Genomic DNA, 19,630 nt, shown 5'->3' on the forward strand with positions numbered 1-19,630 from the left:
GCTTTGAGACTTGAATTTTTCTTGAAATACCAGAACTTTATTCTTAAATATTAAACATTTTTGTATAGCAAAAGTTTAGTAAGTGTAATTAAAGCTACCGTCATGATTTTAAGTAAATTTGAAGTTAAATTCTATCAGCAATTGGAAGAATTTTTCCAGATTCATGACTTCAATCTGCACTTAGAACATAAACAGTTTCGCAAAGCTACGCAAAACGGATTTCAGAATGTAATATTTTCTATTTCAGAAACACAAAAAGAATATTGGATTGAAGTGAATTTTGGGGTTCGATGTGAATTTATTGAGCAATTGGCACAGCAGTTCATGCATAATACCAGAGGTAATCGTTCTACTGCCAATACACTTGTTATTAGTTTTGGTAAATTTCAGAACCTAAAATACTTTAGATTTAAAGTAACAGACGAAGAAGAATTGGATAAGATTATAGACGAAATCAAGGTTTTTTTTGATAATAGAGGCTTTTTATTTTTACAAGAAGCAGCCTGTTTAGATAAAATAGATGATTTACTTAATGATATGCCTACTAAACCATGCAGATATTTATATAATCAGGTTCACAGGTGTTTTAAAGGTGTAATTGCCGCAAAACTAACTGACAATCATAGTTTTACGACAATTACAAATATTTATAGACATTTTTTATTGAAGAATGGTTCAGATGAAGAATTGCTGAATTACGAGCGATTAGTCAGTTTTCTTCATTTTTACAATCCGAATTAGTCTTTCTCTACGTGGCTACTACCTGACAGATTCGAGCTAACATGTGGATTCCCACGGTATTTTACTTTACTTGCGCCACTTGCTCTTATATTTAATGTCTTACTTACATTTACACGCCCGGTACTTGCCCCAGAAACATCCAAGATTGCTTTTTCAACGAGCGTATCGAAGCCATTTAATTTAGATGCACCCGATAAATCAGCCTCCATTTCTGTACCAATTCCTTCCAGATCTAATTCAGATGCTTCTGAAAGGTCTATTTCATAAATTCTGGCACTGGCAGATATTGTTGCATTTGAAGAACCAGATAAATCAATTTCTAATTCATCAAGGTTATCAAAACCCCCAATATAAGATGTAGAGGCTCCTGAGAAAACAATTTCTTTTAGCGTGGGCATTTCAATATCAATTTCCATACGATATCGCCTGATTCGCCACTTAGAATAATATATTTTCAATTTGCCATTTGATGCTTTTACTATCAAATCATCAATATCTCTCCTGTCTCCATTCGCTTTTATTCTAAAGTCATTAGCTTGTTTTACAGTAATATGGAAAGCATTTCCCATTTCTAACTTATCAAAATTTTTCAGATCAAAAGCTTTATCTTCCGGATTACGGGGTTCTATTCCTTGTTGAACCAACTCACACGAACTTATAAAGAAAGCTATGAGTGCAAAAGCTAACACGTTAGTTGATTTTAGTTTTTTCATAATAGTAAATTTTTATATTTGTGTATAAGACAAATGAGAAAAGAGATACCCCTACTATAGTCGTTGGTTTTGTTTTTTTGATGTGCTCCTAATTTTTTTGCTAATAATTTTCACTGAGAGTAAATGAGGGTATTGCGAGGTTGGATTGTCATATAAAAAATCCGTTTATCAAATAGTACTATCCAAGTTTGCCTTTAATAAGCTATGTTTGCATAAACTTTCAAATTTTAGTCGGTGCAATTATCTGAGCAAGAAATAGTTGGTGCAATCAGGCAAGGAAATGAGCGTATTTTCGAGGTAGTATTCCGGAAGTACTATCAGAGTTTATGCAATTATGCCAATTCGATGCTTAAGGAGATGGATGAAGCCGAAGAAATTGTTCAGAATTTGTTTTCGGGTATTTGGGAAAAAAGAACAGAATTAGAGATTAGCCTTTCATTGAAATCTTATCTTTATAGAGCAGTGCATAATCATTGCCTGAACCGAATCAAACATCTAAAAATAAGAGAAGAGTATCAACATTACGCCAATACTTACTATGAAAGTTCTTATGAGTCGGTTAGCCAATCGGTTATGAAAAATGAGTTGGAACGGAAAATAGAAGAAGCCATTGAAAAACTACCCGAACAATGTCGGTTGATTTTCAGAATGAGCCGCTTGGAAGAACTGAAATATCATGAGATTGCTGAACAGTTAGGGATTTCGCCAAAGACCGTAGAGAATCAGGTGGGTAAAGCACTTAAGATATTAAGAATAGAGTTATCGGAATACTTACCATTGATTATTTTATTAGTTGATGGTTTGATGCAATTTTAGGTTGAATACTTGTATATTTAATTAGCCTTATAGATAAAATTATTAAACTTGGATACAAATCATTCTGATAATAATGAAGGCCTTTTAGGTAAATATCTGGCACAGGAAACTGATGCTCATGAGAATGCTTTGATTGAGAAATGGCTTCAAGAGAATGAGGAGAATACAAAAGAGTTAAATGATTATGCTTTTTTATGGAATAAAGCAGTTGGGTTTAAAGAAAACAGAACACTGAGAGTAGATGTAGATGCTGCATGGCTGAAAGTCAGATCAAAGATAGATTCTGCTAAGGAAGCTAAAGTTATTCTTATAAAACCGGCCCCTAAACGGAATAGGTTCTTTACAATTGGTATTGCCGCCAGCATTACTATTCTAATTGCGGTTGGAGTATTAGCTTATTTATTCAGAGACTCATCACCAGATGTCGTTTTGTTAAAAACTACACAGAACACTTTAGAACAAATCCTGCCGGATGGGTCTGTTGTATTTCTGAATGCTAACACTATATTAACTTATCCAAGAGAATTTAAAGGGGCCACCCGCGAAATAAATTTATCAGGCGAGGCTTTTTTTGATGTTAAAAGGAATAAAACAAAGCCTTTTATTATTCATGCTAATGGCTCTGATATAAAGGTTTTAGGAACGTCATTCAACATTCGGGCTTATAACAAAAATGTTGAATTGAGTGTTGAAACCGGTAAAGTGCAATTTCAAACTAAAACCAAAGCAATTTTATTAGTCGCAGGAGAACAAGCAACTTTTGAGGCTAAAAAAGATACCATTAAAAAGCAGATAGTGCTTGATAGAAATGTCCTTGCTTATAAAACCAAAGTATTTGTGTTTGAAAATTCAAGTCTTGAACATATTGCCAAAGTTTTAGGAGAAGGATATCATGTAAGTATATCGCTAAAAAATAATCGGATTAAAATTTGTCGTCTTACCACAAAATTTGATAATGAAACCCTTCCCGATGCCTTAAATATTATTGCCGAAACACTAAATCTGACTATTAGCTCAAAGGGGGGGAAGTATGTATTAGACGGGGAGGGTTGTAATAAGTAGTTTAAGTTCTTTTCTGACTTCATTAAAAATTAAATTTCTTTTAGGGGAAAAGAATTAGTTGGGTGTCATAGCTTCAAAAAAGCTCATTTATGAAAAAGCTATTAACATTTATTTTCTTTTTACATCTTTACCAATCATTTGCCCAGAATGTCCCTCCGCTTGAAAGAATTATTACTATAAAAATCTCTGATGAAAAATTAGATAATGCCTTAAAGGGTATTTCTGAGGTTGGTAATTTTAGTTTTTCCTACAATCCCAGTGAAATCGATATTAACAAGCGTGTATCGGCCTCGGTTCAGAACCAGCCCGTTAGAGAAGTACTAAACCTGATTTTTAGTACTACAGCTACATTTAAAAATAAAGGCAATTACATTATTCTAAAGAAAAATGACGAAGAACCGAAAAAGGATTTTTTCGTGATGGGCTACGTTTCAGACGGAGAAACGGGCTTAAAAATTGAAAAAGCCAGTGTTTATGAACCAATAACATTAGCTTCTGCCGTCACCAACCAATATGGTTATTACCGTTTGAAAATCCCAACTACAGTTCCCATTGTAAGTGTTCAGATAAGAAAACAAAACTATCATAACGGAGAAATGGCTGTAAAAGGTAGAACAAATACAACTTTGAATATAACACTTTTGCCTATCAAGCCTATCCGGGTTTCAGCTGAGAAAATTGAGCCAATTGCTATCAGAAGAGATACTTTCCCTCAAAAAAAGATTGATAGTATTGCTCCCATTCAAATAGCACCACTGATTACTATTCAAAGAGATTCTTCTATTAGCAATCCAAAAAAATCAGATTATCAGGATTATTGGAATGAAACAAAAGATAGATTAGCTGCAGCACAGAGACATATAACGGATTGGTTAATTACTACAAGGCAAAATATCCATTTAGATAATATTGGAGACACCATTTATCGTCCTGTTCAGGTATCACTTTTACCATTTATAGGAACAAACCACTATCTGAGTGGTAATGTGATTAATGAGTATTCATTTAATATCATTGCCGGATACTCATTAGGAATCACCAAACTGGAAATAGGTGGGTTTTTGAACCTGGTAAAGGGGAATGTCTCTGGGGTTCAAGCTGCCGGATTTGCTAATTTAGTAGGAGAAACTGTGAAAGGAGCTCAATGGGGCGGATTTGCTAATATAGTTGGGCAAAGTGCTTATGGTATTCAGGGTGCCGGTTTTGGTAATTTAGTTTTCAGAAACTTTAGTGGGATACAGGGCGCCGGATTTATGAATGTGGTACTTCATAGTACCAGATATGCAGTACAGGGTGCGGGTTTTGGCAATTTAATAATGGGTAGTGGAAGTGGTGTTCAGGCTGCGGGTTTTGCAAATCTTGTGCGGAGAGATTTTGATGGAGTTCAGGTATCCGGATTTATAAATTACACAGGAGGAACTTTCAAAGGTCTACAGGTTGGAGTAGTAAATGCTGCTAACAGGGTTAATGACGGGCTACAGATAGGTGTACTGAACTTAACAGAGCAATCTAATTCAATACCAATAGGTTTGGTAAGTTTTGTTAAAAGAGGTGGGTATCGTCGCCTGGAATTGAATATTGACGAGGTAAATTTAGCCAATATCACTTTCAAAACTGGCGTTAAAAGATTCTATAATATTTTTACGGCTGGTTATGGCTTTAACGAACCCAATAAACCTTTGTTTAGTTTTGGTTATGGACTTGGTACCGCCTGGCGATTAAATAGGGCTTTCTGGCTTAATTTTGATATCGTTAGCTCTCATTTGCAAAATGACGTGTATAATTGGGAGTTAAATCAGTTAATCAGAGGGAGTCTGGGATTAGAATTACATCTTTCTCCACGTATAGCTATTTTTTTAGCACCGAGTATTAGTTTTCATGCAACACAAGAATCGGAAATTAATTTAGGGCAACTTAACAAACTCAAGTTTTATGAGGAACAAGGAAGATACTTTGGAGAAAGGGCAACATTATCCTCATGGCTTGGTTATCAGGCAGGAATCAGAATTTGTAATTTCTAAAGGATTCAAAATGGAGCTTTGAAGTATTTAACTCAAAGCTCTGTTTTAGAACCTATATCCAATGTTAAAACCTAACCCACGGAGATTGAAAAATGAAAGATTACGTGCATTGTCTAATCTTACTCCTTGTTTGTCGACTTCTAATGAGAGATATTGTTCGTTAATTTTGAAAGTATCTATAATTTTTTCCTTTAGATCTTTAATAAACTGCTCATCGTATCCTTCGAGATTTTGTTTTGATTCTCCATGTACGGTTACTCGACCATAGTGCCCACCAATAATGAACCAGTCGAAAGTGAAACGATTTCCCAATCGGAATTGCTTCCCAATCATTAAACCACCCGAATATGTTTTTACCTGTGTATCGACTGGTAATTCGATTCTTGCGAATGTTTCTTTATATAACATATCTACAAATACGGGAGCTTTTCCAAAATAGCTATTATATCGGCCAAAAACAGCTATATAAGTGCCGATAGGTGCCGATTTATTTTTACCCAAATAAAATCGAAGTTCAGGAGTCAATCCAAAATTTCCGGCAGTTGATTCAGATTTTTTTACGTTAACCAGACTTATATAATCAATCCTCTTATCAGCCGCGTCGACGAAACTCTCTACAGTTTTAGCGAATGGGACTATTTTTACAGGTCGATAGGCTACACCTAAAGCAAAACTGATACGATTCCCTAATGCCTTCTCGTATTGTAAGGAATAAGCTCCTAAAGTTAATGCAGAAAGGTTAACTTTTAATACACTTGAATTGGACTCCTGCGAGTAACAAAAAAATGAAAAACAAACACAAAAGACTGTGAGGGAAGCGATTTTCACTGGGATTTTAATTAAATATGGTTAATACGTATTACTATTTTAAGATAGCAAGTGTTCAGATACGAAGGTGAGCCGGTCAATTAAGATTTTCTTCTTGTGTTGCCTGATAGAAAGAATTAATGGTGGCCATTTCTTTTATTAAAAAAGTTTGTAACTGTTCATTAAAGTCTTTTTTATCTTCCACTGATAAAGAATCATACAGGTCTTTTAATTCCTGATTGATAGCTGTTTTTTCAGCTTCTGTTGAGGCATTCATTGCTCTGATATGGTAAGACTTGAGATTAAACTCTTTCATTAATTAATTTTAATCTTTAATACTAAACACAATATTCGGTATTTAATTGCAGATAATGTTCATTTTTCAGTAGAATTAACCAAAAAATAAACTATTCTACAGGCTGTGCCTTTACTTTTAGAATTTTTATGGCTACTTACTTTTAAATGAAGTGTATGCCTTTCATCTGATAAACCAGAGGCAAATAGTTTGTACCATGGTAAATGTAAAAAATAACTCCATTGCGTATATAAATTCATGCTTTGATAAGGTGCATTATCAATACTAAATAATACTTCTCCTGCATCTGGCCCTGAAACTAAACCGATACCAACTGCATTGCCAATGAATGTAAAATTTAAAGAAGCATCGGGCGAAATAGTTTCTAAAACAGGGCAATTGACAAAGCTCTCTCTTGTACCTATGCCATCTGAGGGCTGCCAACTTTCTATTAACTGGAAACCTTTCTGTATTTTGGCTTGATGGATATTCACATATATGCCGCCTTCAAAGTTCTTTTTATCTAAAGGGCTTATTACCTGACGGTTAATTTGTGAAACTGAATCACCTGTCGCAAAGTTTTTAAAAGATTGGGTTAATAAGTATTTGATACTTTGGTAATAGATTTCCTGACCAAAAGGTGAGGGGTGAAGGTCTTTAAAATCAAATTCCCAACTAAATTCTTTTGCCTGTAAACGTTCTGCCACTTCTTTTGCGAGATTGATAGAAGGCAACTGATAATAGGAGGCTATGGCTTCGTGGTTTTTAATCTCTAACGGAATGAGCCCTTTTTGATAATCAGAAGTTTTATCAGGATCAGCAAACGACATCAGGATTATATCCAGTGAAGGGTTGTCTTTTCGGGCATGACGAACAATCCCTTCTAAGGCTCTTAATTGTGTCAGGCTATCTGTTTCGTTGGTATGGTCATTGACCGCTGCTTCTATAAACAATAAATCCGGTTTGCCTTTATTGATGATATCTTGTTCTAAGCGAAAAGCATGAGGTAAACTTCCTAATGAGGAGATTCCTGCATTAATAAATGTAAAAGAATTCTTGGGAAATCGTTCTTTCATATATTTATTTACTTTATCTCTCCAGCCTGAATTATATGTAATAGATCCACCGAGATAAGCAACAGTTATATTCTTTTTTTGTTGAATGGCCTTATAAAAATTAGGAAGCCCGGCTCTTAACTGAACATAGTTTTTATTAGGTAGTGATTGAACGACAGGAGTAGAACTTTGGATAACAAAATCAGCCCACCGTTCAGGGTGCTCGATTGGAAAATGATGCCCTTCAAGTGTTTGAACACCACGACTCATGCTATACACATAAGCAGGACCACCTAACTTAAGGTATTTCTCAATCAATGGGAATGTATTTTCATCAGGCGGGACTAATTGGTCTTTTAGCCCAATAATATGAATAACAGGTACTTTGTAGGCAGCTAACCCTTCTAAATGATCAATAGGATTGTCATCATAAGCTAAAGCTTGCTCCTCTGTAAACCCATAGACTTCTAATAACTGACTCCATTCTTTTTCCTGGCGCTTACTTTTTCCTCTGCCGCCTGGCCAGCTTTTAAAATCACATACGGGGGTTTCGGTATAAATACAACTTACTTTTTCAGGATTACGCTTTGCCCAGGCATATACATATAATCCTCCACGGCTCACACCCTCCAAAGCTACCTTCGATGCAAATGATAATTTCTTGGTAAGATAATTATAGAAATCGTCCCATTTAAGCATGGCTTGTGGGTCCGCATATCGATTGTCAGTATTTATATAAGCTATGTGAAACCCTTTTTCAAGCAGAATACTGTCCATTTCAATATGCCAGTCAGGAAAATAAGCTCGCCATATCCACGGATTACCGGGCATTGGTGTATTTGGTTTTACATAATATGCCGGAGTTCCATCTAATAGAAAGCCGATTTTCTGAAACCCGTGCCAGATTTCGGTCTTCTGTGAGCTGATGCTTTGGGCAAAAAGCGGAAGACTCAAATGAGTTATCAGAATAAGTTTCAGAATGTGGTTAATTAGATAGCGGCGTTTCATGATTGGTTAAAAAGCAGTCTTTAATAAGAAACTTATTTATTAATGATTATTCCAGGTTATCTTGGCTTCATCAAAATCCAATTGTAATTCCTGTTTACGAATTTCTTCATCACTGAAGGCATATTCTTTGCGAATGGCATATAATTCTTTCCTTTGGGTGCTATAAAGCTCTTTTAATACCTGATTATACTGTTCAATTTCTTTTTTCTGACAAACCTGACATTCCATTGAATTTAATCTTTGATTCGTCAATGAAATGTCACTTTCAATTTCATGTTTCAGAAAACTTAACAATTCATTGTTTTTTATATCATTTGAGTACTTCTCATTTAATTGGTTGAGCGCAGCTTTCATTATTCGTAATTTAATACCTGCTTCCTGTTCTTCTTCTGGTGCTATATGGTCTATTTCTTTTATTTCTAACCATTTCACGATAAATGGTAGAGTTAAACCCTGAAATACTAAAGTTACTAAAATGACAATAAAAGTGATAAACAAGATTAAATTTCTATGTGGAAACGGTTGACCGCTATTCAGAAAAAGTGGGATTGAAAGTGCTGAAGCTAATGAAATAACCCCTCTCATGCCTGCCCAACCTATAATAAATGGGTTTTTGATGCCAGGATCAGGTTCTCTGTCTCTTACACTTTTAAATAACCACCGAGGTATAAATGCTGCAGGGTAAATCCAGAGTATTCTGACTACAATTGTAAGAATACTAATAATAACTGCATATTTAACCGCTTCTAAAATTGAATATCCCTCGAGCCCATTAATTATTGTGGGTAATTCAAGACCAATCAGAATAAACACCAGTCCATTCAAAACAAAGATCAAAGTTGCCCATACTCCAGTCGTTTGTAAGCGGGTTGAACCATGTGTTAATATCTCATGTGAGCGATAAGACAAGAATAAACCGCCACTTACAACTGCCATAACACCTGAAAAATGGAACTGTTCGGCTATTATATACATAAAATACGGTGTCAATAGGGTTAGCGCAGCATCTATACTGGGGGTAGTAGGTAAGAATCTATGAATCACGTAAGCTACATTGGCAATAATTAATCCAACCACAATACCCATGCCTGCTACCCAAAAAAATGTTCCAATGGCTTGCTGTAAAGAGAATTGGCCTGTAACAATGGCTACCAATGCAAACCTAAAGACAATTAAGCTGGACGCATCATTAATCAGACTTTCACCTTCCAGAATAGTAATTACTCTTTTGGGCATTTTGATTCCCTTAAGTACAGAAGAAGCCGCAACGGCATCTGGTGGTGAAATAATACCCCCTAACAAGAATCCTAAACCAAGCGTAAAACCTGGAATCATGGCTTGCGAAGTATAGGCTATAATGGTTGAAGTAAATATAACTAACCCAAAAGCTAAAAGACCTATAGGGCGTTTCCATTTCCAGAAGTCATTCCATGAAGTGTACCAGGCTGCTTCATAGAGTAATGGGGGTAAGAAAATAAGAAATATAAGTTCAGGGTCAACTTCGATGTGGGGAATTTTAGGCATAAAACTAATAAACAACCCTGCTAATACTAAAAAAATAGGGGAGGATATTTTAAACTTTTGCCCTAACATAACTAACATGAAAATGACAAAAAGTAATGATATGACAAGTAATAGATTGTAATGCATTTTTTAATAATGGTATTGGTTGTGGAACACGGATTTGCCACGAAAAGTTTTATCTACATTTGTAGATAATTTATTTTCATCTAAATTATAAAACTATTTTTTGAGTCTTCATTTCTAAAACGTCTTAATTTAATTCTGTAAGTGTCAGCGACTGAAAGGGAGTCGAAAAAGGTTCCCACCATATTGGTAACCTTTTCGGTTACGTTTTATTGGTTGGTACAATTATATAGTTCTAAACTACTGTTGATAGATATAATTAACGACTCTTTTAAACTGCCTTCCAGATACACTGATATTGGCCTTTTTCTTTCTGGAGCTTATAGATTCCTGAAAAACCGGTGGATGTTACTATCCATTTTTAGGGTGGTAAAAGACACCCAAAAAGCGATAGAGCTATTATTATTTTCATCTCTCAAAATCTATAGGTCTGCCATGTCAGGAGTTATAATATAGATTTTTTTCGAGACTATATGTCTTCGACCTGATTCCCTGATTGTGCATTCTCTAATATCTGGTTTTGGATTGTATTTTCAAAGGGGTTGATGAGGATTTTGGTAGAATTGAACTTTTGCATTAAGCTATTGAATTAATTTACTACTGCGCGACCAGAATATTCTGCCGTGAAAATTTAAAGTCTGTCAGGGTCTCTTTCAAAACCCTAAAAAGAAGCAATTATGATAATGGAGTGGCAGGTTCTGGAGTACAATATCTCAGATCAGGAATAGATCGCTGGCAATTCTATCGGCAAATAACTTGCCCTGGCGGGTAAGGGTAAGTGTTTGATTATTGATCTGCAATAATTTATTGTTGAGGTACTTTGTCAAAACAGCCTGATTGGCTATATGCCAGCTGTCACCTACAAGTTTTTCTATTTCATTAATATTACAACCCCATTTGGTTCTGAGCCCGGTCAGAATATAGTCATTGAGTTTTTCTTCTTTCGATAGCAACTCATAATCCGCAGGGACTTGTCCCTGATGTATAGCTTTCAGATACGCTACATTGTTGGCTATATTGTATTGGCGTGACACGCCATTATAGGAGTGTGCAGAAGGGCCAACCCCTAAATATTCATGGCGTTGCCAGTATGAAGAGTTGTGGCGTGAATACTTATTGTTCTGACAAAAGTTTGATATTTCGTATTGCTCGTATCCGGCGGATTCGAGCGTATCAACTAAAATTCTGAACTGCTCTGATGCAAAATCTTCATTGATCGGAGGTATTTTGTTGAGCTGTAGCCATTTGCCAAAAACAGTTTTTTCTTCTATAGTAAGGCAATAAGAAGAAATATGTGGCACATTCAAAGCTAATGCTCTTTCTAAATCATTCTCCCAGATATGATGATTATCGTAAGGAATGGCATAAATAAGATCAATAGTAATATTCTCAAAACCCGTATCCTGTGCTAATTTTACGCATTGTTCGGCTTGCACAGCATCATGAATACGATTCAGTTTTTTAAGATGATCATTATTAAATGACTGGATACCGATGCTTAACCGATTAAAACCAAATCTTTGTAAAATAGCCAGTCGTTCTTTGGTAATATCATCAGGATTTGCCTCTAAAGTAATTTCAATATCTTCTGAAAAAGTATAATACTTTTTAATTATTTCAAAAATATCATACAGTTCGTTAATGTTGAGTAGAGAAGGAGTACCACCCCCAAAATAAATGGTTTGTAACTCTTTATTACTCAGGTAATCAGCTTGAAATTCAATTTCCCGAATAATTGCTTCTATAACCGTGCTTTTCATAGTCAGATTTGTGCTGAAATGAAAATCGCAGTAATGGCAGGCTCTACGACAAAAGGGTATATGAAGATATAAATGCACTAAGCGAAAGAAAGAGTCCGGCGATTGTTTCCACCGCCGGAAATACTATTTTGTTCCAATAAAAAAGAAGTCAATACATTTTTCAGGCTCGTTTGAGAGAAAATGGTCGTCCCAACGAATTTCAGCGGCTAATCCTCCTGTTTCAGTCATTAATTTGTTTCTGTTGAAACGATTGAGAATTTCATAAGGCACTCTGAGCATCCAGGCCGGAAGCCTGTGTTGTAAATCAAAAATATCAAAGCGCATAATACGACGCACGGATTGCTTATTTTCTTCGTAATAATCCCAGACTTTTTGATTACCACCCACACCCATTGTGTCTACTTTAGAGAAATACTTTTGCATGAGGGTACGCAATTCAGCAGTATCATATTCCCGGATATGCCAAGGGTTCCGACTTAAAGAATAGGGACGATTTACGGTTGTAAGTAAAATCTTGCCACCTGGTTTCAAAACCCGTGCTGCTTCCGAAAGAAACTTATGGTCGTCCTGAATATGCTCAATAACCTGGAAGGTAACTATGAAATCAAAAGTATTATCTTTAAACTCAGTAAGATAAGGTAAATCGGCAGTCTGGAAGGTATGTTTAGGATAAGTTGCCTGTAATTGATTAATAAGAGGTTCGTTTTTATCTAACCCGGTAAAATGATCACATTTTTCAATCAAAGTTTCTACACCACGACCCCAGCCACAACCTAATTCTAAAACATTGCCGTGAACGATTTTAGCTGCTTCAACATAAGGGAAGTATAGACGTTGGTGTACAGGATTATCCGAAGGAATTTCGGCACTGGTTATTTCGGTTGTTGCGTATTTGCTCATAGACGCGATTCGTATCTTTTTCCTGAGATACTTTCTACTAAGATAGTCAGGATACTATTCTATTTTAATGGGTGCTTAATATAAAATTCTTATTTATATCTTATTTTTACAAAGTTAAGCTAAAATTGTGCTTTTGTAAAATGATAGGTTTAGTTTATGAAATTTTCCTTTATACCATGCGTTATTTTAGTAATCTAAAACCATTTGTCTGCAATGAAAACAAGTTTGTTGTTGATTGGATTTCTATTGTTTAATATCGATGCGACTGCTCAAATAGGCATTAATACAGTTTATAACCCTTCTTATCTGCTAAGGCCAAAGAAAAAGACTTTGGCAATTAAAAATAATAAAGGCTTCTCGGACAAATTAGACTCTGTATTTACGAAAAACCGAACGCTGTTTTTGCAGTATATACCAAAACATAAATATACCCATAGTATTATTTTTGATGACTATAGCTTTACTATTGCTAATCTTAACACCAATCAAATTGATAGTGAAATTGATCTGGAAAGATCGAAAAATCGTGTTAAGCAATTGTTTTTTAAAATGAAAATGTGGAGGTATTTCAGGGAATAAAAAAACGCCAGAGTAAAATCTGACGCTTTTTTAAATTCTTCATTTTCTATAAGTAATCCCAGTCCTATCTTAAGCAGGTTGTTGGTTCATCACTTCTGTTTGTTTGCGAATAGATTCCATGTGAATCAGTTTGAATAACTCTTCAACCATTTCAGGATAAAGGTTTAATTTTTTACCCTGTTCAGCACGGCTATTGTGTACTTGTTTCCAACGGTCTAATTGCAAAACAGCCACGTTGTTATCTCTCTTATGTTCTCCTAATTTTTCAACTACTGCCATACGTGCGGCTAATACTTCTAATAACTCACGGTCGATATTATCAATCTTCTGACGTAGTCTATCTAACTCACTCTGGAAATCTTCGCCATAAGAAGCCTTACGTACTTCCAGTTCACGAAGCATTTCACCCAGGGCTTCTGGTGTTAATTGTTGAGAAGCGTCTGACCAGGCATCGTCAGGATTACGATGTGATTCGATGATCAAACCGTCGTAATTCAAGTCTAAAGCCCTCTGAGCTAACTCAAATAAATATGCTCTCTTACCTGCCATATGGCTTGGGTCGCCGATGATTGGTAATTGAGGAAATAACGTTTTCAATTCAACAGCCAACTGCCACATCGGAGAGTTGCGGTATTTGGTTTCCTGTGCATTAGAGAATCCACGATGGATGGCGGCCATTTTTTTAATTCCTGCTCCTGCAATACGTTCAAATGCTCCAACCCATAGAGCCAGATCAGGGTTAACAGGGTTTTTGATTAATACCGGAACATCTACGCCTTTCAGTGCATCAGCCAAGTCCTGAACATTAAAAGGGTTTACTGTTGTTCTTGCACCAATCCAAAGAATATCAATACCATATTTTAAAGCCAATTCGATGTGCTGAGGTGTTGCTACTTCCACTGCAATTGGTAGGCCTGTTTCTTTTTTTACTGCAGCTAACCAAGGCAATGCTGCTTCTCCCATACCCTCAAAACTTCCAGGACGAGTACGAGGTTTCCAAACACCGGCACGGATTACGTGCGCGTAACCTTCTTTAGCAATGCGGCGTACTGTTTCGGTTACTTGTTCTTCTGTCTCGGCACTACACGGCCCGGCAATGATTAAGGGTTTTCCGTTTGTATCTATCCAACTGTTAAGGGGTAGTACATCTAAATTTGCTTTCATTTCTTTGTTAAAATTTGTTTTGTCAATTTTTTCAATGCTTGTAAATGGTACCAAATGGATTTACATATGCTACCGAAAGAGGGCATTGACAACAGTTCAGATTACCGAATTATTGATATTGTTTCATTAAATGTCTTTTCTTTGGCGTATATTTGCAAACCAATTTAAAGAATATCGTTTGTTAAACGATAATGTTTCTTAAAATAGTACAATTCTTCATCAAAACTGAAAAATTAAAAGAAACCAATATTTGAAATAATGAAAACGGCTATTCAAAACCGCTCGTTAAATTTCGATGATACTTCTATTGCCTTTGCTCATCAGTCAAATAGCAAGCTTCGTAAAACTTATTTGATTTTTGCGTTGATGAACCAAAACTGGGTTGTAAAGATAGGAACTTTTTTTATAAAACTTGCAATAAAATTAGGATTACCTATAAAATTACTTATTAAAAATACCATATTTGCTCAGTTTTGTGGTGGCGAAAGTATCTCAACTTGCCAAAAGACAATTGAGAGCCTTGCCAAAAGCAGGGTGGGTACTATTCTGGATTATTCAGTAGAGGGAGAAGATAATGAAAATGACTTTGAAGCAACTACCGACGAAATACTCAGGACTATAGATAAGGCTGCTACTCAAAGGGGGAATATTCCGTTTTCGGTTTTTAAAGTATCAGGTATTGGTTCGGTTGAACTTCTTGAAAAAGTACAAGAGCACCCTGAGCTACTGACCGATGAAGAAAAGAGTGCTTTTGAAAGAATACGAAATAGAGTAGATAAATTGTGTGCTCATGCGGCTGAGTTTGAAGTAAGAATCTTTTTAGATGCAGAAGAGTCGTGGATTCAGGAAGTGATTGATGACTTGAGCTACGAAATGATGAGGAAATATAACATTAAAGGCAAAACCATAGTTTATAATACTTTCCAGTTGTATCGCTGGGAAAGTTTACAACATTTGATTGATGCGTGCGAAATTGCAAGAAATGAGGGATATACTGTCGGAGCCAAGCTGGTAAGAGGTGCCTATATTGAAAAAGAAAGACGCAGAGCGGCGGAATTTGAGTATAAAGATCCGATTCATACTACCAAACACGAGACGGACACAGACTTTAATAAAGCTATTCATTTTTCAATTAATAACTTAAATACGTTATCAATCTGTTTGGGTACACATAATGAAGAAAGTTGTTTAATATGTGCCGAACTGATGAAGGATAAGGGAATTAGAATAAATGATGAGCGAATATGGTTTGCTCAGCTGTTAGGTATGAGTGATAATATCTCCTACAATTTAGCTAATGCGGGCTATAACGTGGCTAAATACGTTCCGTACGGTCCTGTAGAAGCTGTAATGCCTTATCTTTTTCGTCGAGCAGAAGAAAATACCTCTATTGCCGGACAGAGTAGTCGTGAATTCTTGTTAATAAAAAAAGAAAAGCAACGGAGAAAGACCTCCTGATAGATGAGACGGAATAATTTTAATAAATTTATGCTCAGATCGTTTTTAGTTAAGGGTAAACGATATATATTAAGAGATTATAGCCTGAATAAAGGTTATTGAATTAAACAAAACAATAAATGATTACAAGTAGTGGCTCATCTGGAGGTAAGTCTCCTTATAAATATTTATTGCTTACAATTGTGTTGATTTTAATTGACCAGGGAATTAAGCTATGGATGTATTTTGATGTACTTCCGAATCATTATGGTGAAATAGATATTATTCCGGGTTTTTTTAAACTACATTATGTAGAAAACAAAGGCATGGCCTTTGGTTGGACGTTGGCAGGAGATTATGGTAAATTGCTTCTCACAATTTTCCGCCTTTTCGCAATGGTAGGAATCTGTTGGTATCTGATTTACCTGGCTCGAAAAAATGCTCATAGTGGGTTACTCTGGTCTATCGCAGCGGTATTAGGTGGTGCTATAGGTAATGTGATTGATAGTACTTTTTATGGAGTATGGTTAAACAATGCTCCTTTGGATTCGGCAACCCCTTGGTTTCATGGGCAGGTAATAGATATGTTTTATGCGTATGGGTTGGATGGTAACTACCCTGACTGGATTCCTTTTTTAGGGGGGCAATACAATACAACACCAATTTTTAATTTTGCTGATGCCTGTATTTTCTGTGGGGTAGTAAGTATCCTTATTTTTCAGAAAAGCTTTTTTATTCATGAAGAGAGACCAACGAGGTCAACTCTTGACAATGGTGAAGTTTTAAACGAAGAAGAGCAAGCGTTTAAAGAAAAAAATGCGTCATTAGGAAAAGAGGAATTAGCTATATCAGATAACACAAAAGAAGATACTGAGGCAGTTTTGAATAATAAAATAGAAAATGATTCAGAAGAAGTGAAGGAGGAGTCTAAATAAAGTACAACAAGTTTAAACAAAAATTGAATTTTAATATGGCGGTTTTATCTAAACTATCTTATAGATGGATTATTGTTCTGAGTTTTTTAGGGATAATTATTTTACCTGGAATGATGCCATCACCAACGTTAAGAAATTCAACCTTAGGTGTGTTAGGTCTGATATGTTTAGTTTTTCAATTTCTTAATTTGAAAGTGGCAGACCCTAAAAGGAGCCGTAAAAGTGATATTATTCAGGCCTGGATATTGATATTATTTACAATCATTCTTTTGATTGTTAACTTTATGGTATAACCATTGATTGACTGGTTTTTCATAGGAAGCTAACAAGCAGATCCTGAAAATCGCAATTCAATCAATAGTTTTTTTCAATTTTCACTAATAGCTATTATTTATGAAGAACAGTTTTTGCTTTATAGGTTTTTCTGTATTTTTTATTTGGCAAACCTCTGCCCAGCAGCCAATAATGCAGAGTACGAGAGATGCACTTAACCAGAACCTTACTGTAAGTCAGCATAATTCAAGTATGCTTTATGGTTTTGATAATCGTTCAACTGAAATTCAGGGAAGTTTTTACCTCGATCCTGAGTGGTCTACTGCAACAGTAAGATTTTATCCAAGAACTATCGCAACACCTAAGGGAACAATTAAATTGGATAGTATCACCGATGTTCAAATGCGGGTAGTTTTGAAAGGTAATGATGTAGAGTTCAATACCCAAGAAGGAATAAAAGTCATATCGGGGAGTTTAATAAAAAGTTTTACTTTTGAAAAGCAAGGTTTCAGTGTTAAGCATTACGTCAATACCTTAGAGTTTAAAGATGAGAGCGATAAGATAAAATCAGGCTTTTTTGAAATTCTTGCAGATGGGAAAGTGAAGCTATTGGATTATTGCACATTAAAGATTCACCAACCCGACTACGTGGAAGCTTTTAATGTAGGTAGTAAAGATGTAAAAATTAATACAGAGAGGCAATTGTTTATTGCAAAGGGCAAAGATGTTGTAAAGTTTAATACAGGCCGGAAAAGTGTATATGTGTTAATGGCGGATAAAAAGCCCGAAATTGAAAAGTTTGTAAAAGATAAAGGACTGAGCCTTAAAGATAGGTCAGACCTTGCAAAGGTATTTCAATATTATAATAATTTATAGCAAAAGAGGGCTGAGAAGCCCTCTTACTATTTATTCCTTTTGTGCATACGGGATAATCAGTTTTTCTCCTCGTTCGGCAAAATTCTTTGTCTTTTTATTAGCTTGCATAATTAGTGGTACAGAAACATTGTATTTCTTACCAACTACTCGCAGAATATCTCCTGGCCCAACTGTATGAATTGCTTTTATTCTGACTTTTAGCTTGGTCACACCTACTTTGATACCACTTTCTTCAATATTTGGATTCATTGCTTTTAAGGTTTCTTTTTTTACGTTGAAACGATTCGCAATGCCAAAAAAAGTTTCTCCTTCACTAACAGTATGTGTATAAGTTTCACCACCTGTCGGGATCTCAATTTTTGGTTTATCGTCCTTCGATTTATCTTCCTTTGGTTTTTCTTCTTTTGGTTTGTTATCTGTTTTGGCAGTTTCATCTTTTTTCTCTCCGACTTTAGGCATTGCAACATCAGGTAAGGCATCAGAAGATACTTCTTCCTGTCCAGCTATTGTTTCTTCTTCTGTTGGTTGCGTTTTGATAGCGTTTGCAACGGAGTCGGCAGGAGCAGTGGTTAATTCATCGGCAGTAGATGTATCATCAGACATGTATTTCCAACCGATGTAAAGCAAAGCACATATAATACTCACCAAAACTAACAACACAGCCATTGGTAAATTGCGTGAGGCTTCTTTGGGACGTTCATTACGTTGTTCGCGGTCTTCGAACTGCATGGTATTAGGAAATTTAGTTATGAATTATAATAGGAAAACAAATTTTTATTTTTGTAATTGGTAAAGATTACGTATATTCTGATATAAATATACTATCATTTCGCTATAATTAACAAAATGACAGAACACTTAATTGTGTGTACTTATATACTTTTTTTCAACTCCTCGTTCATTTCCTCTACCAAATCTTTTAAACCCTCTCTGTAGGATCTTAATCTTTTAGCTACTTCATCATCGCCAATACCTAATATCTGAGCAGCTAAAATTCCGGCATTTTTCGCACCATTCAACGCAACCGTGGCTACCGGCACACCAGTTGGCATCTGCAATATAGATAAAACAGAGTCCCAGCCATCGATTGAATTACTTGATTTAACAGGTACTCCAATAACTGGAAGCGTAGTACTTGAAGCTACCATTCCTGGCAAATGAGCTGCCCCGCCTGCTCCGGCAATAATTACTTTTAAACCACGTCGACGAGCTGAAAGTGCATAGTCGAACATTTTCTGAGGTGTACGATGCGCTGAAACAACCTCTTTTTCGTAAGGAATCTCTAATTCGTCTAAAATTTCTGCAACCCCTGCCATGATTTTCCAGTCAGAGAAACTGCCCATAATAATTCCAACCATTTCTGTCTGTATTAACTGATAATTAAGGATTCAATATTAGAAACTATTTAATTCTGTTATGTTGAACCTGTTTAAACTTATTTCTTTTGCCTCCGAATGGCACTTTTTCAATTATATTTCACCGATTTATTTCGTCCGTAGCTCTGCTACGCACTCAACAAATCCGCTCATCTGATTAAAAAA

At 35.6% G+C, this 19,630-nt stretch carries 18 protein-coding genes; 8 read left to right on the forward strand and 10 right to left on the reverse strand.

Annotation, left to right across the window (positions count from 1 at the left end):
• Nucleotides 1–102 precede the first annotated feature (102 nt).
• Nucleotides 103–741 (forward strand): hypothetical protein, encoded by a 639-nt coding sequence (locus H1R81_RS23075; protein ID WP_181843118.1) that lies wholly within the window; start codon nucleotides 103–105, stop codon nucleotides 739–741.
• Here H1R81_RS23075 and H1R81_RS23080 read toward each other — a convergent pair.
• Nucleotides 738–1,454, reverse strand: a complete 717-nt coding sequence (locus H1R81_RS23080; RefSeq protein WP_181843119.1) for a head GIN domain-containing protein — start codon at nucleotides 1,452–1,454, stop codon at nucleotides 738–740. The two genes, H1R81_RS23075 and H1R81_RS23080, sit on opposite strands and share 4 nt — an antisense overlap.
• A gap of 234 nt (nucleotides 1,455–1,688) precedes the next feature.
• Here H1R81_RS23080 and H1R81_RS23085 point away from each other — a divergent pair, with 234 nt between their 5' ends.
• From H1R81_RS23085 to H1R81_RS23095, 3 genes are all read left to right on the forward strand, one after another.
• On the forward strand, nucleotides 1,689–2,270 hold the full coding sequence (locus H1R81_RS23085) for an RNA polymerase sigma-70 factor (protein WP_181843120.1): 582 nt from the start codon (nucleotides 1,689–1,691) through the stop codon (nucleotides 2,268–2,270).
• A gap of 48 nt (nucleotides 2,271–2,318) precedes the next feature.
• Nucleotides 2,319–3,332: a FecR family protein gene (locus tag H1R81_RS23090; RefSeq protein WP_181843121.1), complete on the forward strand. Its 1,014-nt coding sequence runs from the start codon at nucleotides 2,319–2,321 to the stop codon at nucleotides 3,330–3,332.
• An 89-nt stretch (nucleotides 3,333–3,421) separates the two neighbouring features.
• Entirely contained in the window at nucleotides 3,422–5,353 is a 1,932-nt protein-coding gene (locus H1R81_RS23095) for an STN domain-containing protein (protein ID WP_181843122.1), read from the forward strand.
• Between the two features lie 45 nt (nucleotides 5,354–5,398).
• Here H1R81_RS23095 and H1R81_RS23100 read toward each other — a convergent pair whose 3' ends face one another.
• The 6 genes from H1R81_RS23100 to H1R81_RS23125 form a co-directional block, all read right to left on the reverse strand.
• Nucleotides 5,399–6,181, reverse strand: a complete 783-nt coding sequence (locus tag H1R81_RS23100; RefSeq protein WP_181843123.1) for a DUF3575 domain-containing protein — start codon at nucleotides 6,179–6,181, stop codon at nucleotides 5,399–5,401.
• A gap of 76 nt (nucleotides 6,182–6,257) precedes the next feature.
• Nucleotides 6,258–6,476, reverse strand: coding sequence for a hypothetical protein (locus tag H1R81_RS23105; RefSeq protein WP_181843124.1), 219 nt, complete (start codon nucleotides 6,474–6,476; stop codon nucleotides 6,258–6,260).
• A 59-nt stretch (nucleotides 6,477–6,535) separates the two neighbouring features.
• Entirely contained in the window at nucleotides 6,536–8,518 is a 1,983-nt protein-coding gene (locus H1R81_RS23110) for an SGNH/GDSL hydrolase family protein (protein ID WP_181843125.1), read from the reverse strand.
• A 39-nt stretch (nucleotides 8,519–8,557) separates the two neighbouring features.
• On the reverse strand, nucleotides 8,558–10,168 hold the full coding sequence (locus H1R81_RS23115) for a Na+/H+ antiporter (protein WP_181843126.1): 1,611 nt from the start codon (nucleotides 10,166–10,168) through the stop codon (nucleotides 8,558–8,560).
• 710 nt (nucleotides 10,169–10,878) lie between these two features.
• The gene (gene hemW / locus H1R81_RS23120) at nucleotides 10,879–12,003 is read right to left on the reverse strand and encodes a radical SAM family heme chaperone HemW (protein WP_181843127.1); all 1,125 of its coding nucleotides are present in this window, start codon (nucleotides 12,001–12,003) and stop codon (nucleotides 10,879–10,881) included.
• Between the two features lie 45 nt (nucleotides 12,004–12,048).
• Nucleotides 12,049–12,825, reverse strand: coding sequence for a class I SAM-dependent methyltransferase (locus H1R81_RS23125; RefSeq protein WP_181843128.1), 777 nt, complete (start codon nucleotides 12,823–12,825; stop codon nucleotides 12,049–12,051).
• 213 nt (nucleotides 12,826–13,038) lie between these two features.
• On the opposite strand from H1R81_RS23125, the gene H1R81_RS23130 reads away from it, so the two are divergent.
• Nucleotides 13,039–13,404, forward strand: a complete 366-nt coding sequence (locus H1R81_RS23130) for a hypothetical protein (RefSeq protein ID WP_181843129.1) — start codon at nucleotides 13,039–13,041, stop codon at nucleotides 13,402–13,404.
• A 69-nt stretch (nucleotides 13,405–13,473) separates the two neighbouring features.
• On the opposite strand, the gene H1R81_RS23135 is transcribed toward H1R81_RS23130, so the two are convergent.
• Nucleotides 13,474–14,568 (reverse strand): chorismate mutase, encoded by a 1,095-nt coding sequence (locus H1R81_RS23135; protein WP_181843130.1) that lies wholly within the window; start codon nucleotides 14,566–14,568, stop codon nucleotides 13,474–13,476.
• Nucleotides 14,569–14,826: 258 nt separating this feature from the next.
• Here H1R81_RS23135 and H1R81_RS23140 point away from each other — a divergent pair, with 258 nt between their 5' ends.
• The 3 genes from H1R81_RS23140 to H1R81_RS23150 all read left to right on the forward strand — a co-directional run bounded on the left by H1R81_RS23140 (nucleotide 14,827) and on the right by H1R81_RS23150 (nucleotide 18,089).
• Nucleotides 14,827–16,026, forward strand: coding sequence for a proline dehydrogenase family protein (locus tag H1R81_RS23140; RefSeq protein WP_181843131.1), 1,200 nt, complete (start codon nucleotides 14,827–14,829; stop codon nucleotides 16,024–16,026).
• Between the two features lie 119 nt (nucleotides 16,027–16,145).
• Nucleotides 16,146–16,940, forward strand: coding sequence for a lipoprotein signal peptidase (locus H1R81_RS23145; protein ID WP_181843132.1), 795 nt, complete (start codon nucleotides 16,146–16,148; stop codon nucleotides 16,938–16,940).
• 465 nt (nucleotides 16,941–17,405) lie between these two features.
• Nucleotides 17,406–18,089, forward strand: coding sequence for a hypothetical protein (locus H1R81_RS23150; protein WP_181843133.1), 684 nt, complete (start codon nucleotides 17,406–17,408; stop codon nucleotides 18,087–18,089).
• Nucleotides 18,090–18,119: 30 nt separating this feature from the next.
• Here H1R81_RS23150 and H1R81_RS23155 read toward each other — a convergent pair whose 3' ends face one another.
• Nucleotides 18,120–18,818: a LysM domain-containing protein gene (locus H1R81_RS23155; RefSeq protein WP_181843134.1), complete on the reverse strand. Its 699-nt coding sequence runs from the start codon at nucleotides 18,816–18,818 to the stop codon at nucleotides 18,120–18,122.
• Between the two features lie 143 nt (nucleotides 18,819–18,961).
• Complete coding sequence (purE, locus tag H1R81_RS23160; RefSeq protein WP_181843135.1) at nucleotides 18,962–19,447, reverse strand: 5-(carboxyamino)imidazole ribonucleotide mutase; 486 nt, start codon at nucleotides 19,445–19,447, stop codon at nucleotides 18,962–18,964.
• Nucleotides 19,448–19,630 lie beyond the last annotated feature (183 nt).

It is taken from the genome of Emticicia sp. BO119, from assembly GCF_013912375.1.
Taxonomy (GTDB): domain Bacteria; phylum Bacteroidota; class Bacteroidia; order Cytophagales; family Spirosomataceae; genus Emticicia.